Source organism: Actinocorallia sp. A-T 12471 (assembly GCF_033875155.1).
GTDB lineage: Bacteria > Actinomycetota > Actinomycetes > Streptosporangiales > Streptosporangiaceae > Actinocorallia.
The window spans coordinates 144241-160054 of record NZ_JAWZTE010000007.1 but is presented as its reverse complement, the minus strand read 5'-3'; the positions used below and the strand labels follow the sequence as shown (position 1 = coordinate 160054).

Sequence of the window (15814 nt, the reverse complement as noted above, 5' to 3'; positions counted from 1 at the left end):
CCGCCAGTCAACACCCCCTGGGGGGAGGCTCAGGGTGGGGGAGCGGCGACGGCCGCGAGGTAGCGGCGGCCGAGCGCGGCGACGGCGGCGCTGAGTTCGGGCGGGGAGGTGACCCGGAAGTCGAGGCCGAGCATGCCGATGTAGGCGGCGATGGTCTCGACGGAGTCGGCCCCGGTGACCAGCACGCAGGTGTCGGCGTCCACGGACTCCACGACGCCGACCGCCGCGTTGATCCGGGCGAGGACCGCCTCGGCGGGGGCGAGGACGGTGATGCGGGCGTTGACCTTCCAGCCCGTCACGGCGACGTCGCGCAGCACGAAGGCGGTGTAGTCGCCGCCCGGCAGCGGGACGGGATCGAAGCGCCGATCCGTGGCGGGGGACAGCGGCGTCATCCAGTCCGCGCGGTAGGCCGACCAGGCCCCCGAGGCCGGGTCGCGGGCGACGAGGTACCAGCGCCGCCGCCAGCTCACCAGCCGGTACGGCTCCACGACCCTGCGGCCGGGCGGCGCGGCCGTCGCGGACGGCGGCTCGCCCGGGACGGGCTCGGCGGACGCGGCGTAGTCGAAGCGCAGCCGTACCCTGTCGCGGATCGCGGCGGCGACAGTGGTGAGGACCGCCGCGTCGGTCTCGGGGTCGGCGGCGTCGGTGTTGAGGTTCTCCGGCGCGCGCGACGTCGCCTCGTGCAGCGCGACGACCTTGCGGCGCAGCCGGTGCGGCAGCACCTGTTCCAGTTTGGCCAGGGCGCGGGCGCTGCTCTCCTCGATCCCGCCCACCCCCGCGCCCGCGCGCAGCCCGATCGCGACGGCGACGGCCTCCTCGTCGTCAAGCAGCAGCGGCGGCAGCTTCGCGCCCGCGCCGAGCCGGTAGAAGCCCGCCGCGCCGCGCGTGGCGTCCACCGGATAGCCGAGCCCGCGCAGCCGCTCGACGTCGTTGCGGATCGTGCGGGTGCTCACCCCGAGCCGTTCGGCCAGCTCACGGCCCGGCCAGTCGGGCCGCGACTGCAGCAGCGACAGCAGCGCGAGCAGCCGCGCGGACGTCTCCAGCATCTTTTTCCGCTCCCGCGTCGATATAGGAATCAATTCTTCCTATATGGCTCCTACCTTAAGGGACATGACGAAGACGCAGAACACCGCAGCCAAGACCGCCGAGATCCGCCCCTTCACCGTCGCGATCCCGCAGGCCGAGATCGACGACCTGAACGCGCGGCTCGCCAGGACCCGGCTGCCCCGCCCGGCCGCGACCGACGACTGGACCCTCGGCACCCCGAACGGGTATCTGCGCGAGACCGTCGAGTACTGGCGGACGTCGTTCGACTGGCGCGCCCAGGAGGCACGGATGAACGCCTTCCCGCACTACCTGACCGAGCTCGACGGCCAGACGATCCACTTCGTCCACGTGCCGTCCAAGGAGAAGGACGCGACGCCGCTCCTGCTGCTGCACACCTACCCCGGCTCGTTCGCCGACTTCCTCGACGTGATCGGCCCGCTCACCGACCCCGTCGCGCACGGCGGCAGGGCCGAGGACGCGTTCTCGGTGGTGGTCCCGTCGCTGCCCGGGTTCGGCTTCAGCACCCCGGTCAACGGCGCGGGCTGGACCCAGGCCAAGGCCGCGCGCGCCTTCGACGCCCTGATGCGCCGCCTCGGCTACGACTCCTACGGCTCGCACGGCAGCGACATGGGCGCGATGCTCTGCCGCGAACTCGGCCTGCTGAACCCTCCCGGATACCTGGGCATGCACGTCCTGCAGCTGTTCTCCTTCCCGTCCGGAGACCCGGCCGAGTTCGAGGGCTTCGGCCCCAAGGAATACGCGGCGCTCGAGCACATGCAGTGGTTCCAGTCCGTCGGCGGCTACAACGCGATGAACGCGGCGCGCCCGCAGACGATCGGCGCGGCGCTGGCCGACTCGCCCGTCGGCCAGCTCGCCTACAGCGAACTGCTCAACTCCTTCGGCAACGGGACGAGCCTGGTCGCCATCGACCAGCTCCTCACCCAGGTCAGCCTCTATTTTTTGACGAACACGCAAGCCACCGCCTCCAGGTACTACTACGAGGAGGCGCGGTCGGGCGCGGAGCCCGCGGTGAACCACGCGCCGACCGGCGTCGCGGTCTTCGCCGACGACTTCCAGACGATCAGGTCGCTCGCCGAGCGCGACAACTCGGCGATCGTGCACTGGACCGAGTTCCCCAAGGCCGGGCACTTCGCCGCGATGGAGGCCCCCGACGACGTCGCCGCCGACATCCGCGCCTTCTTCGCGGGCCTGCGCGGCTGACGCGGGGCGGGCCGGGGGATGCGGTCCCCCGGCCCGCTAGCATCGCCGTGCGAGCGAACCGGGGCGTGCCGCCCCGCCGAGCGGAGGGTGCGGCGATGAACGAGGACCACCCGGACTGGGCGGGGTTCCGGCGCAGCGCCGGGCCGCGCCTTTCCGGTTTCGCCAGGACCGCGCTCGCCGACGCCGAGGGGGTGCGGCGGGCCGCCGTCGTCCTGTGCGTCACCGAACGGGACGGCGAACTCGGCGTCCTGGTGATCAAGCGGGCGCGCCGGGGCCGCAACCCCGGCCAGTGGGCGCTGCCCGGCGGCCGCGCCGAGCCCGGCGAGACGCCCCAGGAGACCGCGTTGCGCGAGCTGCGCGAGGAACTGAACCTCGACGTCGCCGGGTCGGCAGTGCTCGGCATGCTCGACGACTTCCCCGCCGCGTCCGGCTTCGCGATCACGCCGGTGGTCGCCGTCGGGCAGGGCGCGGGCGAGCCGGTGCCCGAGCCGGGCGAGGTCGGTTCGGTCCACCATGTGCCGCTGCGCGTGCTCGCCGCCGACGGCGTCGTGCACTGGGTGACCCGCCCGGACGGCGGCTCGCTGCTCCAGATGCGCCTAGCCCCCGGTATGACGATCCACGCCCCGACCGGCGCGATGCTCTGGCAGTTCCGCGAGGTCGTCCTGCTCGGCCGTGACGTGCGCGTCGCCGACCTGCACCAGCCCGACTGGACCCGGCACTAGTCCCGCGCGGCCCGCTCGATCAGCGCCCGCAGCCGGAGCGGCATCTCCTCGCTGAGCGAGATCACCGTGCTGGTCCGCATCGCGCCCGGCGCGCGCAGGATCTCGCCGCTCAGCCGGTGCAGGTCCGCGGTGTCCCGCGCGACGACCTTCATCAGCAGGTCGGCGTCCCCGGTGGTGGAGTGCATCTCGATCACCTCGGGGATCGCGCGCAGCGCCTCGACGGCCAGCTCCGCTTCGCTCTGGCTCACCGCGACCGACACGAACGCGACGAGCCCGTGCCCGAGCGCCGCGGGATCGACGCGGCGGGTGAACTCGCGCAACGCCCCGGTCTGCCGCATCCGCTGGAGCCGCGAGGTGAGCGTGTTGCGCGCGATGCCGAGCCGCGCGGCCAAGGCGAGCACTGTCGCGTCGGGCTCGTCATCGAGGGCGAGCAGGATCTTGGCGTCGAGGCTGTCCACCTGAACATTCTGGCACCTGATCCGGAGAACAGGTGCCAGGATGTTCAGTGATCAACGCGGGTGTTGCGCTTATGCGGAAGATACCTACGATGTCCTGACGTGTACCAGTCCAGTTCCCTGACGCGTCCTGCGCGCGCCGCCGCCCTGCCTTCCGCGCCCTCCCCTTCGGCCGCCCTGCCTTCCGGCGTGGTCCGGCACAGCGTCCTGGAGAACGTCGCGGGGATCGTCATCGGCGCGCTCGTCGCCTCGTTCGGGCTCGCGCTGATCGGCGGGGCCGGAGCCGTCACCGGCGGGACCGCGGGGCTCGTCCTGCTGCTCACCCAGGTGCTCCCGCTGCCCTTCGCGGTGATCTTCACCCTGGTGAACGCGCCCTTCGTGGTGCTCGGCCTGACCCGCAAGGGCCCGCGCTTCGTGGCGACCTCGTTCGCGGCGGTGGTGCTGCTCTCGGTGTTCTCGCTGATCCATCCGCACTTCATCGACACCGCGTCGATCGACCCGCTCTACGCGGTCCTCGGCGGCAGCCTCGCCGGGGGCATCGGCGTGCTGATCGTCTTCCGCCACCACGCGAGCCTCGGCGGCTTCAACATCGTCGCGCTCGTCTGCCAGGACAGGTTCGGCTGGCGGGTCGGGCACGTCCTCCTTATCGCCGACACCGCGGTCGTCGCCCTGTCCGCCCTCACCTCGCCACTGAGCACCGTCCTGACGTCGGCCGCCGGCGCCGCCGTCCTGAACCTGGTCCTGGTGATGAACCACCGCCCCGGCCGCTACCCCGCAGCCCTCTGACACCATCAGACCGCGTCAAGAAACGCCGCGAGATCGGCCGCGACGCCTTCGGGCCGCTCACCCGTCACCGCGTGCGTGGCCTCCGGATAAACCTTGACGGTCCCGCGCGGCAGGGCACGTTCGGCGATCCGCCGCGACTCCTCCGCATCATGCATCACCGACCGCCCCGCGAAGACCGCCAGCACCGGCATCCCCAACCCGCCCAGCGCCTCCTCGGCGATCTGCGACGGCTGCGGCAGCCTCGACGTGTAATGCCGCATCCCCGCCTCGATCATCTCCGCCACCGGCACGTCCCGCACCGGTGCGCCCCCTGCCGTGTAGGAGGCGAACGAGTCGCGCCACGACCTCGGCAGCCAGGACACCGACGCGGGGATCGCCCGGAGCGCGGTGCCGAGCGGGATCGGCGCGAACGTGGACACCGGCTCGATCAGCGTCAGCGTCGCGACCCGCCCCGGCGCGCGCAGCGCGAGGTTCGCCGCGGTCCACCCGCCCAGCGACAGCCCGACCACGTGGAACGTCCGCTCGGGCAGCCGGGAAAGCGTCTGGTCGAGCCAAGCCGCCTGGTCGGCCTCCGAGGAGATCGGCGTCTCCTGCACGCTGTGCCCCGGCTCGCCCAACAGGTCGATCGTGTAGACGTCGCCGATCCGCAGCAGATGCGGCATCAGGTCGGCCCAGATCGGCGCGGGCGCGGCCCGGCCCGGCAGCAGCACGAGCGGCGCGTCACGCCCCGCCGCCCCCGCGAACCGGTGAATCCGCACGAACCCGAAGTCCGTGCGCACGTCGGCGGTCCCGGCAGGCCGTGGCATCTCCCGCATCGCCTTGGCGTACGCCGCGCCGAATGCGCCCCGCCCTTCCGCGCTGTTCCAGTGCCCCACGGGCGACGGTGATCGCAACGCGAACACAAGCCCGACGGCTCCGGCGACGGCGACCCCCGCCGCGACCCTGACCACGGTCCGCCGCCTCCCGCGCGCGACCCCGTCGCCCTCTTCCTTCGCCAAGACGCCCCCTCGATCGGGCTCCAAGGTAAGGCGCGAAGGTCGCCGACTCGAGGAGCGCCGCCCTGACGCGTCCTCAGAGGGAGGTGAGGGCGAGGGTGATGGTGCCGGTGTTGCCTGGGACGCCGGGGGCGAAGAGGCAGGCGAGCAGGTTGAGGTTGAGTCCGGTGACGACCTTGACGGCGGTCGCGCCGGCGAACTTGCCGGAGGTGACGGTCCCGGTGCTGGTGATGACGGAGTTGCCGTCCACCGAGCCGTAGACGCGGCTGTAGTGGAACGTGGACGACTGCCCGTTGTTCCAGGTGACGGTCTCGTCGATGTCGTCGGTGTTGACCGGTGACAGGCACGAGTAGTTCGGCAGGGTGACCGAGCCCGTCAGCAGGCCGCTGGTCAGCGTCGGGTCGCTGAGCGCGGAGCAGCTGGTGAAGGAGTCGGTGAAGGCGATGTCGACGGTCTGCCCGAACAGGCGCAGGCCCGGGTCGTAGGTGACGGTGTGGGTGCCGCCGCAGGTGAGCAGGTCGAGGTCGGCGGCCGCGGGCGCGCAGGTCAGCGCGGTGACGGCGGCGGACGCGGTGAACAGGACGGCGCTCCGGCGCAGCATAGGTCGCACGGGAACTCCCGGTTCTTCCGGAAATGGAGTGACGTCACCGTCCTCCTCCCGTGCGCTGATCGCAAGAGGTGACGACGATTTCGCTCTAGGTCACGGAATGCGGGGTTCGCCGAGGTCAGCCGAGCGCGCGGGCCATCCCGACGACGATCGGCCCGAGCAGCGGCAGGACCACGTTGGAGAGCGCGTAGACGATCGTGTACGACATCAGCGGCGTCGCGTTGCCGGCGACGCCCTGGACGGCGGTGATGGCCGGCGTCGAGCACTGCTGTCCGGCGACCGCGCCGAGCGCCAGCGGCGCGGGCAGCTTCATCACCTTCCACGACACGAAGAGCGAGATGCAGGCGGGCACGAGCGTCATGAGGATGCCGGTGAGCGGCAGCGACAGCCCGAACTTCTGGATGAGCCCGACCGCCTGCGGCCCCGACGACAGCCCGACCGCGCAGATGAACGTGGCGAGCCCGAGGTCCTTGATGACCGACGCGGCGGCCGGGTCGTACTGCCCGAACGTCGGGTGCTTGGCGCGCAGCCACCCGAACAGCAGCCCCGACAGCAGACAGCCGCCGCCGGTGCCGAGCGACAGCGGGATCGAGCCGACGGTGAGTTCGACCTTGCCGATGAGGAAGCCGAGCACGACGCCGACCGACAGGAACACGAAGTCGGCCTTGACGCCGGTGTCGAGCCGGAACCCGATCCGCTTCGCGTACGTCGCGACGTCGTCGGAGGCCCCGGTGAGCCTGACGACGTCGCCCGAGTTGATCTGGGTGCCGTCCTGGAGCGGAAGCTGGTGGTCCATCCGGGACACGCCGGTGAGGAACACCCCGTGCGACTCGGGCGGCGCGGCCGCCCTGAGCGCGCCGAACGTGATGCCGCCCTTGGCCCCGGTGACGAGGACCTGCGCGACGTCGAGGTCGAAGTCCATGCTCTGCGAGGCGACCTCGGGCCCGACCGTCCGTTCGGGGTCGAGAAGGCTCTCGCGGCGGCCGAGGACGAGGATGACGTCGCCGGTCGCGAGCCGTGTCGACGGCGTCACGTCGAGGGGTTTCCCGCCCCGCTTCGCGCGCTCGATCGAGGCGTGCTCGCCCAGCGCGCTTTCGACGTCGGCGACCGTCCTGCCGTCGGCCGCCGAGACCAGCAGGGTCCGTCCGACGAGTTCGGGCAGCGCGGTCGGCCGGCCCGGGTCCTCGACACCGCCGCCGATCTTGCGCCACAGCTTCACCGCCTCCTCGCGCAGGTCGATCCGCATCAGCGCGGGCGCGATCTGCGACGTCAGCAGCACGATGGTGATGAGCCCGCAGATGTAGGAGATGGAGTACGCGGTGCCGACGTTGCCCTGAAGGGTCTGGATCTGGTCGGCGGGCAGGTTGAGCTTGCCGATCGCGTCGGTGGCGGTGCCGACCACCGCCGACTCCGTCGCGCCGCCGCCCATCAGGCCCGCCGCGGTGCCCGCGTCGAGCTTCAGCAGCACCACGGCGATCGCGGTGATGCCGAGCAGGCAGGTGACCTCGATGACGGGGAACACCGCGTAGCGCAGGCTGCGCCGGTTCAGGCTGGCGAAGAACGACGGCCCGCTGATGAACCCGAGGGTGAAGATGAACAGCGCGAACGCGATGTTCTTCACCTGGTCGTTGAGCGTCACCTTGCCGAGCATGCCGATGATGATCGCGACGATCAGGGTGCCGGCGATGCCGCCGAGCGACAGCCGCCACACCTTGATCCTGCCGACGGCGTAGCCGAGCGCGAGGCTCAGGAAGAGGGCGATCTCCGGCGTCCCCTGGAGGAACGACTGGAACCACTTCACCGCTGCTCCCGCTTGTCGAACTCGGCCTTGTACACAAGGCCGGCTTCGGCGAGCCACGCGCCGATGTGGCGGTAGGCGTCGAGCGGGAGGTTGGCCAGGGAGACGCGCAGCGACCACTGCGGCCCGTCGAACCCGCCGCCCGGGAGCAGCACCACCGAGTGGTTCTCGGCGAGCCGGAACAGGATGTCCACCGGCTCGTAGGAGTCCACGAGCCAATCGGCGAACTCCTTGCCGTGCTGCTTCTCGGCCCAGACGAGCACGTCGAGCTCGACGTAGTAGTGGGCGGCGTACGGGTCCTTCGGCGGGTGGACGGTGAGGCCCGCGGTGAGCCCGTCGAGCCGCCGGGAGATGACCCCCTGGCAGCGCTTCTTGTAGACGTCGTCGGCGTCGAGCAGCCCGGCGAGCGCGAACAGCGTCATCTGGGTCTGCTGTGGCAGCGACAGCCCCGCGGTGTGGTTGAGCGCGACCATCCGCGAGTCGGCGACGAGCCTGTCGACGAAGCGCAGCTTCTCCGGCTCGAGCGTGATCGGCGCGTACCGCTTGGCCAGGGCCTGCTTGTCGGCGTCGGGCAGCGCGGCGAGCTTGGCGTCGAAGACGTTGTCGCGGTTGACGGCGATGACGCCGAGCCGCCAGCCGGTCGCGCCGAAGTACTTGGAGAACGAGTACACGCCGAGGGTGTTGCGCGGCAGCGTCGACATCAGCGACTCGAAGCCGTTGACGAACGTGCCGTACACGTCGTCGGTGATGATCGCCAGCCCCGGGTTGTGCTCGCGGACGATCCCGGCGATCCGCTCGCGCGCGGCCTGCGGCAGCATCACCGACGGCGGGTTCGACGGGTTCACCAGGAAAAGCGCCTTGATCGACGGGTCGCGCAGCTTGTCGAGTTCGTCGTCGCCGTACTCCCACAGGTGCAGCCCGTCGGCCGTCCGTTTCGTCGCCTTGATCTCGACGGCGTCGAACCCGAACTCGGCGAGGCGCGGGATCTCCAGATAGGGCGTGAAGATCGGGACCATCAGGGCGATCCGGTCGCCGGGGTGCAGGATTCGGTTGATGATCGCGGACTCGAAGATGTAGCACATGGCCGCCGTGCCGCCCTCGGTGGCGAACAGGTCGAACGGCTGCTCGGGGGCCTGTCCCGCGCACATCTCCTTGACGAGGTAGGCGTGCGCTATCTGCTCGAAGTGGTCGAGCATCCGGACGGGCACCGGGTAGTTGTCGCCGATGAAGCCGTCGGCGAGTTCGTGGACGAACGCGTCGGGGTCGAAGCCGAGCGTGCCGGTGCCGTAGGCGATCGAGTTCCTGAGCAGGGTCGCGCCGGGTTCGTCGGGGTGCTTGTCGAGGAAGGCGGTGAACCTGTCGGCGATGCCGTCGCGGCCGGGCATGCCGGCGAGGTCGTCCCACTCGTGCCAGGTGCGGCGCGACTCGTCTATCGCGAACCTGCCGAGCAGCAGGAAGGCTTCGCGAGGGGTGGTGGCTATCCAGTTGGGGTTTCCGCGCCCGGCGTTGAGCATCGCCGCTGCGCTCTTGCGCTGGTTCTCCTCGGCCATGCCGATGAGGGTGTCCTTGAGCTCGAACGGGCTGAGCCCCTCGAGCCTGCGCTGTGTGGCGCGTCCGACGCTGTCCTTGGTGCCGCCCACGCTTTCCTCCCGGGTCAGGTCCTTACCGGGACGTCTCCCGCCCGTGGGCACGCCACCCGTGCATGCCGGTCAAAGTCCCGCAAGGTCACCAGCGCGGCCCCGCGCTTGACGAAGATCAACATGGGTAGTGATCTTGCGCGTATCAAGATCATTCCGGGGGAGCGATGGGGATCTTCTCAAGACGGCGAAGCACGCGATGCGGGACCGCGCTCGTCGCCGCGCTGACGGCGCTGGCGGTGGCGGCGCAGCCCGCCTTCGCCGCGATTCCGACGCCGGGTCCGAACCAGATCGCGATCGCGGTCAAGGTCGGCGACCGGCGCGTCACCGAGCTCGACGTGTCGCCGCTCGCGGGCGTGCGGCTCGCCCTCTACCGCGACGCGGCGGGCACCAACCCGTTCGGGGCCGAGTGCGTGTCGGACGCCGACGGCGACTGCACCTTCCTCATCCCCAACACCGGCCTGCCGATCTTCCAGCCGCTCTACATCGGCCAGGTGTCGGTTCCGGCCGGCTACTACACCAACCCGGTGCTCAGCATCGGCCCCTACCGGCCGCCGACGCAGACCTTCTCCTTCACCACGCCGGGCGGCACCACCTACCGGTCAGGCGTCAATTTCATGACCCCGCCGACCTCCACGGGCTTCATCCAGCAGTCGCGCGTCAACCCGCCGCTGCCCGACCGGTGCGGCATGGACGTGGCGGTCGTCATGGACCTGTCCGCCTCGATCGAGCTTGACCTGGCGAGGCTCAAGGCGGCGACGACCTCGTTCGCCCAGTCGCTGGTCGGCACGCCGTCGCGGATGGCGGTGTTCAGCTTCGCCTCCATGTCGCCGGCCGAGAGCGGCGCGAACTACCCCGACCTGATCCCGGTGTCCACCCAGGAGGGCGTGAACGCGTTCACCGCCCAGTACGCGCCATGGCGGGCCGAGGGCGGCACCAACTGGGACCAGGGCCTGTGGCGGACCGCCGAGGCCGTCGAGGACTACGACCTCGTCCTGTTCGTCACCGACGGCTTCCCCACCTACTGGGACGCCCTCCAGGGCACCGGCGGGTCAACCCGGTTCGGCGAGATCGAGGGCGGCGTGTTCGCCGCGAACGCCGCCAAGGCGCGCGGCAGCCGCGTCGTGGCGATGGGCATCGGGCTCGGGGCCGGCGCTGAGCTGAACCTCCGCACCATCTCAGGCCCGACCCCGTTCGACGGCGGGAACATCGCCGACGCCGACTACTTCTCCGCCGACGACGTCGGGAGCGTCGCCGAGGCCATGCGGGAACTGGCGCGGGCGCGGTGCCAGAGTTCGGTGTCGGTCGTGAAGATGATCGCGCCCGACACGACGACCGGCGAGGACGTCCGCGGCGCCGAGCCCGCGGGCGCGGGCTGGACCTTCGACGCCGTCGCCGCCGCGCCCGGCACGACGGTCGATCCCGCGTCGGCGACCACCGAGGACAACGGCACGGGCGCGGTCTCCTTCCGGGTGGAGTCCGCCACCGGCCCGGGCCGCGTCCAGATCACCGAGCGGCAGCAGGACGGCTTCGGCCTCGTCACCCAGGGCGGCGCGAACGCGGTCTGCACCGACACCGACACCGGCGACCCCGTGGCCGTCGAGAACGCCGGCGCGCTCGGCTTCGCCGTGGACGTCCCGCAGGGCGACGGCGTCACCTGCCGCGTCTACAACCGGCCGGTGGGCACACAGTCGGTGGTGGTCGACAAGGAATGGGACATCAACGGCGAGTCCTACCCCGACGCCGACGTCCCCGAAGGGTTCTCGGCGCGGCTGACGCTGACCGGGCCCGGCGACCTTCCGGCGTCCGAGCAGGACTTCGCCGACCCGCGCGACGGCTACTCCGTCGGGGAGGTCTTCACGATCGACGAGGAGGTGACGGTGCCGGAGAGCTGCTCGGTCGTGTCCCGTGAGGTCACCGGCGGGCCCGTCACTGACGCGCCGCTGCCCTACCAGGCGACCGTGGCCGAGGGCGACAACGCCTACCGGATCGTCAACACCGTGACGTGCACGCAAGGCGAACCGCGCCTCAGCGTCGCCAAGGAGGCCGACCGGATGGACGCCGGAGGCGGCGAGACCGTCACCTACACGGTCACCGCCACCAACACCGGCGACGGGGACTTCACCGCCGACGACCCCGCCTACTTCACCGACGACCTGTCCGAAGTCCTGCGCGCCGCCGCCTACAACCAGGACGTCACCGCCTCGTCCGGGAACGCGTCCTACGCCGAGCCGGTGGTGTCATGGCGCGGCGTCCTGGCGGCGGGGGAGAGCGTCACCGTCAGGTACTCGGTGACGGTCGACGCGGGCGCGGGCGGACGCCGGGTGTGCAACACGGTGACGGCGCTGCTCGACCAGGACACGGCGACGACCTGCCTCACGCTCACCGGAAGGCCCGACAAGCCGCACAAGCCAGGTAAACCCGGTAAGCACAGCAAGCACGGCAAACCCGGTAAGCACGGCATTCCGTGGCCGTCGGGACCGTGGCCGGTGCCGTGGCCCGAGCGGATGGACGACAGGCCGAAGCACCGGGCGCACCACTGCGAAAAGGTGCGCAAGCGCTGCCACGGCCGCCGCGCCTGACCCGGGCCCTGAGGCCCGCGCCCGGCGCGGGCCTCAGGCGTGACCGCCGACCGTCACTTCCCCGAGCGTGAGGGTCGGGACCGCCTCCAGGATCTCGCCGAGTCGGTCGACCTGCCGGACGAGATCGTCGTGCTGGCCGGGGGTGAGCGGGCCGAACGCCTCGACGGTGACGGCGACCTTCCGGCCTGAGCGGCGCTGGTGCCACAGCCCGCCGACCTCGCCGTCCACGAGCAGCACCTGGAAGTTGCCGCGCAACGCGCGCTCGGCGGCGACGCCCGGGTACAGCAGCGCGGGCGGCTGGTTGCCGACGCGGTAGGCGTAGCCGTCGAAGTAGGGCAGGAGGCGGACGCCGGTGGGCGGGGTCTCGGGAGCCGCGACGTCGCCCGCCGCGACCCACTCCGTCCTGCCCTCGACCTCGACGGCCTGGAGCTCGTCGCGGTGCGCGGCGAACGCGTCCTTGGCCCAGGTCACCGGGGCGTTGAGCCAGTGCGCGAACCGCTGCGGCGTGGACGGCCCGTAGGCGTGCAGATAGCTCCTGAGCAGCCACGGCACCGCGACCTCGGGCGCGGCGGGCGCGAAGCCGGGCAGCCAGCGCGACGGGTGCGTGAAGGCGACCTTGCGGCCCTTGTTCGGCGCGAAGCACAGCGCGCCGCGCATCCCCGCGAGATGCATCACCTGACGCCAGCGCGGCCATTTGCCCTGGAACGCCTCCATGACGAGGTCGCCCGCCCACGCCCCCGTCCGGCTCACGATCTCCTCGGTGAGCTCCTCGACGGTCAGTTCGGCGTCGGTGAGCGCCTCGGCGGCGGCCCCCAGGACGTCCTCGATCTGGCCGGGCGCGAGCCGCACCGCGGGGTCCTGCACGAGCCCGACGGGCGGCATCGCCGACAGCGCCCCCACCCACAGTCCCAGGTCGCGCGCTGGAACAAGATGCACGGTCCCGCGCAGCCCGTACGTCTTGACGAGCGTGCGGTCCTTCCACAGCGCGTCGCGGACGTCCTGGCGGGTGCCGGTCTCCGTCCGCGTCATGACGCCGACCTCGGCCGCCGACATCACCTGCGCGTGCACGCTCGCGACGGCCCCCACCACGTCGGCGGGCCCCGCCCCCGGCAGCGGCCGGGCGAGCCCGTGCCGTTCGAGCCGCCGCGCGCGCACCTCGGACCAGGACAACCCCGACACCGCAGACCCTGCCACCGTGACCTCCGCATCACCGGGACGCGTCCGCGCCCGTTCCCCCGACTGTAGGGAAAGACGCGGACGCTTCACGTCCGCGATGTCACGACACCCGGTCGGCCGCGAGCCGGGACGCGAGCGCTGGGATGCCCAGCTCCTTCTCGCCCGCGCGCGAGGCCCCGTGCAGCCGGTTGACGAGCTGGTACGGGTCCTTCACGAGGTCGTAGTACTCGCGGAAGACGACGCGTCCGGTGCCCACCGGGTCGCCCTTCGGGTCGGTGCGCAGCGCGTAGTACTCGGTGTACTGCTCGGTCTTGCTCACATACGACGCCCACGAGTGCGGCGGACGCCGGTCGCCGCCCTGCCGCCAGAACTCCAGGAGGATGTGGTCGCGCTCGGTGGTGCCGAGCAGCGAGTGCCCGTCCTGCGGCGTGGTCGGCGCGACGCCCGCCGCGTCGAGGACCGTCGCGGCGACGTCGATGTTGGCGACGATCCTGTCGTCCTGCTTGCCCGAGGCGAGCCCTCCGGCGGGCCACGACAGGAAGAACGGCACCTCGTAGGCGGGCCGGTAAGGCACCGACTTCCTTGCCCAGCCGTGGTCGCCCCACAGGAAGCCGTTGTCGCCGATGAAGATCACGAGGGTGTTGTCGAGCTGGCCGGTCTCCACGAGCGCGTCATGGAAGGCCCCGACGGCGTCGTCGACCGACAGCAGCGTGCGCAGCTGGTCGCGGCGGATCGCCCTGCCCCGCGCGAGCGACTTGTGCGCGTCGCGCAGGTAGGGCGGTTTGTCGCTCTTGTCGGCCTCGCCGACCGACGGACGCCCCGGCCACGCGGGCACGGGGACGTCGGCGTACTTGTCCTCAGGGGTGAACGGCGCGTGCGAGCCGTAGGGCGCGACGTAGGCGAACCACGGCCTCGGGTCCGTCGCGCCGGCGCGGATGAAGTCGAGCGCGAAGTCGCGGATGTGGTGTGTGGTGTAGCCGGGGATCTTGGCGATCGTCCCGTTGCGGTTGAACCGCCCGTCGACGTACCCGACCGGGCTGAGCAGCGCGAAGTCCTCGAAGTGCGCGGGCGGGCTGGCGATCCGCCACTCGTTGAGGTACTTGCCGAACATGCCGTTGCGGTATCCGGCGTCCTTGAGGTGGCGCTGGAGCGTGGTGCCCTGGTCGAGGTTGAGCTTGCGGTAGTTGTCGCGCACCCCGTGGTTGTGCGCGTACCTCCCGGAGAAGATTGACGACCGCGACGGGCAGCACAGCGGGGTCGTGGAGTGCGCGCGGGTGAACTCCACGCCGTCCTCGACAAGCCAGCGCCGGGTCTTGCGCAGCGCCCAGGCCAGGTGCTTGGGCTGGTCGTCGGTGACGATGAGCAGCACGTTCGGCCGGGTCCGCTCGGCGGGGGCGGCGGCCTGGTGCACCTCGGCGATCTCCTGCACCCGCTGGACGGGCCTTGTCCCGTCGGGCGTGCACGCCGCGACGCCGGCCACCGCCGCCCCCGCGAGAAAGCCGCGCCTGCCCAGCCGAACGTCCGCACCCAAGGGGGTCACCTCTCTCCGCCGCACGGCGTGTCCCGACGCACAGGCCCTACGCCCAGCGTGCCGCAAAGGTAAAGAATTGCCTATCGGGCAAATCATACTTTTCAGGTATGAATTATGTCAATAACGGGTTAGGGGTGGGGCTAAAAGAGGTCAAAGGGACGCATGTAAGGTAAGCCTCACTTAACAACCGTTCATTGTTGGGAGTACCGCCATGTTCACCGTCGTTCGGTCGCGCCCCCGGGCCGCGCTGGCCGCCCTGGCCACGGTGACCGCACTCGCGCTCGCCGGGTGCTCCTCGTCCGAGCCGGACACCGAAAGCGCCGCCCCGGCCTCCGCCGACGCCTTCCCCGTCACGATCCCCAGCGCGCTCGGCGACGCCGTCATCCCCGCGGCCCCCGAGCGGGTCGTCACCTGGGGCTGGTCGAGCCAGGACGCCGTCCTCGCGCTCGGCGTCGTCCCGGTCGCCATGCCGAAGAACACCTACGGCGGCGACGCCGACGGCGTCCTTCCCTGGGACGCCGAGAAGATCAAGGAGCTCGGCGGGACCACGCCGACCCTGCTGTCCTCCGACACCGGCGAGGTGCCCTTCGAGGAGATCGTCGAGGCCGACCCCGACGTCATCCTCGCCCCGTACTCCGGCATCGTCCAGGCGGACTACGACAAGCTCAGCAAGATCGCCCCGGTCGTCGCCTACCCGGAGAAGCCGTGGGCGCTGCCGTGGCAGGACCAGCTGGAGATCATCGGCAAGGCGCTCGGCAAGACCGCCGAGGCCAAGGAGCTGCTGACCAAGACCGAGGCCCACGTGAAGGACCTCGCCGACAAGAACCCCATCCTGAAGGACAAGACGTTCCTGTACGGCGCGGCCAACGAGGCCGACACCCTCAACGTCTTCCGCGCCAGCGACCCGCGCGTCGCCCTGCTCGGCGACCTCGGCATGACCGTCAGCCCGAGCGTCGCGGAACTCGACGAGGACCCGAACGCGGGCTCGTACTTCTACGGCACGAGCTACGAGAACGTCGAGAAGATCAAGACCGACCTGCTCGTCATGTACTTCGACGACCAGGCCGCGGCCGACAAGTTCGTCGCCGACCCCGTCATCGCCGCGATGCCCGCCGTCAAGGAGGGCCGCTTCGCGCCGATCGTCGGCCAGTCGTTCGTGATGGCCAGCAGCGCCCCGACCGCACTGTCCATCCCGTGGATGCTCGACCAGTACGTGCCGCAGCTCGCCGCGGTCGCCGAGAAGGTCGCCGAGTAGGC

General features: G+C 71.2%; 13 protein-coding genes. 5 read left to right on the top strand and 8 right to left on the bottom strand.

Annotation, left to right across the window (positions count from 1 at the left end; all coding sequences use genetic code 11):
• Positions 1-29: 29 nt before the first annotated feature.
• The gene (locus R9X44_RS20945) at positions 30-1046 is read right to left on the bottom strand and encodes a helix-turn-helix transcriptional regulator (protein ID WP_319815919.1); all 1017 of its coding nucleotides are present in this window, start codon (positions 1044-1046) and stop codon (positions 30-32) included.
• 64 nt (positions 1047-1110) lie between these two features.
• On the opposite strand from R9X44_RS20945, the gene R9X44_RS20940 reads away from it, so the two are divergent.
• Together R9X44_RS20940 and R9X44_RS20935 are read left to right on the top strand one after the other, a co-directional pair.
• The gene (locus tag R9X44_RS20940; RefSeq protein WP_319815918.1) at positions 1111-2268 is read left to right on the top strand and encodes an epoxide hydrolase; all 1158 of its coding nucleotides are present in this window, start codon (positions 1111-1113) and stop codon (positions 2266-2268) included.
• 95 nt (positions 2269-2363) lie between these two features.
• A complete protein-coding gene (locus tag R9X44_RS20935; protein WP_319815917.1) occupies positions 2364-2990 on the top strand; it encodes a CoA pyrophosphatase in 627 nt (208 codons plus the stop codon).
• Here R9X44_RS20935 and R9X44_RS20930 read toward each other — a convergent pair.
• Positions 2987-3448, bottom strand: a complete 462-nt coding sequence (locus tag R9X44_RS20930; protein ID WP_319815916.1) for an Lrp/AsnC family transcriptional regulator — start codon at positions 3446-3448, stop codon at positions 2987-2989. The genes R9X44_RS20935 and R9X44_RS20930 overlap by 4 nt on opposite strands.
• A gap of 99 nt (positions 3449-3547) precedes the next feature.
• Here R9X44_RS20930 and R9X44_RS20925 point away from each other — a divergent pair, with 99 nt between their 5' ends.
• Positions 3548-4231 (top strand): YitT family protein, encoded by a 684-nt coding sequence (locus R9X44_RS20925; protein WP_319815915.1) that lies wholly within the window; start codon positions 3548-3550, stop codon positions 4229-4231.
• 5 nt (positions 4232-4236) lie between these two features.
• On the opposite strand, the gene R9X44_RS20920 is transcribed toward R9X44_RS20925, so the two are convergent.
• The 4 genes from R9X44_RS20920 to R9X44_RS20905 all read right to left on the bottom strand — a co-directional run bounded on the left by R9X44_RS20920 (position 4237) and on the right by R9X44_RS20905 (position 9271).
• Positions 4237-5229, bottom strand: coding sequence for an alpha/beta fold hydrolase (locus tag R9X44_RS20920; protein WP_319815914.1), 993 nt, complete (start codon positions 5227-5229; stop codon positions 4237-4239).
• A 73-nt stretch (positions 5230-5302) separates the two neighbouring features.
• Positions 5303-5827: a hypothetical protein gene (locus R9X44_RS20915; protein ID WP_319815913.1), complete on the bottom strand. Its 525-nt coding sequence runs from the start codon at positions 5825-5827 to the stop codon at positions 5303-5305.
• Between the two features lie 124 nt (positions 5828-5951).
• Positions 5952-7634, bottom strand: coding sequence for an aspartate-alanine antiporter (gene aspT / locus R9X44_RS20910; protein WP_319815912.1), 1683 nt, complete (start codon positions 7632-7634; stop codon positions 5952-5954).
• Positions 7631-9271 (bottom strand): bifunctional aspartate transaminase/aspartate 4-decarboxylase, encoded by a 1641-nt coding sequence (locus R9X44_RS20905; RefSeq protein ID WP_319815911.1) that lies wholly within the window; start codon positions 9269-9271, stop codon positions 7631-7633. The genes aspT and R9X44_RS20905 overlap by 4 nt, the downstream gene beginning before the upstream one ends.
• 164 nt (positions 9272-9435) lie before the next feature.
• Here R9X44_RS20905 and R9X44_RS20900 point away from each other — a divergent pair, with 164 nt between their 5' ends.
• Positions 9436-11850 carry a hypothetical protein gene (locus R9X44_RS20900; protein ID WP_319815910.1) on the top strand — a complete coding sequence of 805 codons (2415 nt, stop codon included), beginning with the start codon at positions 9436-9438 and terminating at the stop codon, positions 11848-11850.
• Between the two features lie 33 nt (positions 11851-11883).
• Here R9X44_RS20900 and R9X44_RS20895 read toward each other — a convergent pair whose 3' ends face one another.
• Both R9X44_RS20895 and R9X44_RS20890 read right to left on the bottom strand, forming a co-directional pair.
• On the bottom strand, positions 11884-13044 hold the full coding sequence (locus tag R9X44_RS20895) for a winged helix DNA-binding domain-containing protein (protein ID WP_319815909.1): 1161 nt from the start codon (positions 13042-13044) through the stop codon (positions 11884-11886).
• A gap of 82 nt (positions 13045-13126) precedes the next feature.
• Positions 13127-14557 carry a sulfatase gene (locus tag R9X44_RS20890; RefSeq protein WP_319815908.1) on the bottom strand — a complete coding sequence of 477 codons (1431 nt, stop codon included), beginning with the start codon at positions 14555-14557 and terminating at the stop codon, positions 13127-13129.
• 211 nt (positions 14558-14768) lie between these two features.
• On the opposite strand from R9X44_RS20890, the gene R9X44_RS20885 reads away from it, so the two are divergent.
• Positions 14769-15812 carry an iron-siderophore ABC transporter substrate-binding protein gene (locus R9X44_RS20885; RefSeq protein WP_319815907.1) on the top strand — a complete coding sequence of 348 codons (1044 nt, stop codon included), beginning with the start codon at positions 14769-14771 and terminating at the stop codon, positions 15810-15812.
• Positions 15813-15814: the final 2 nt, after the last annotated feature.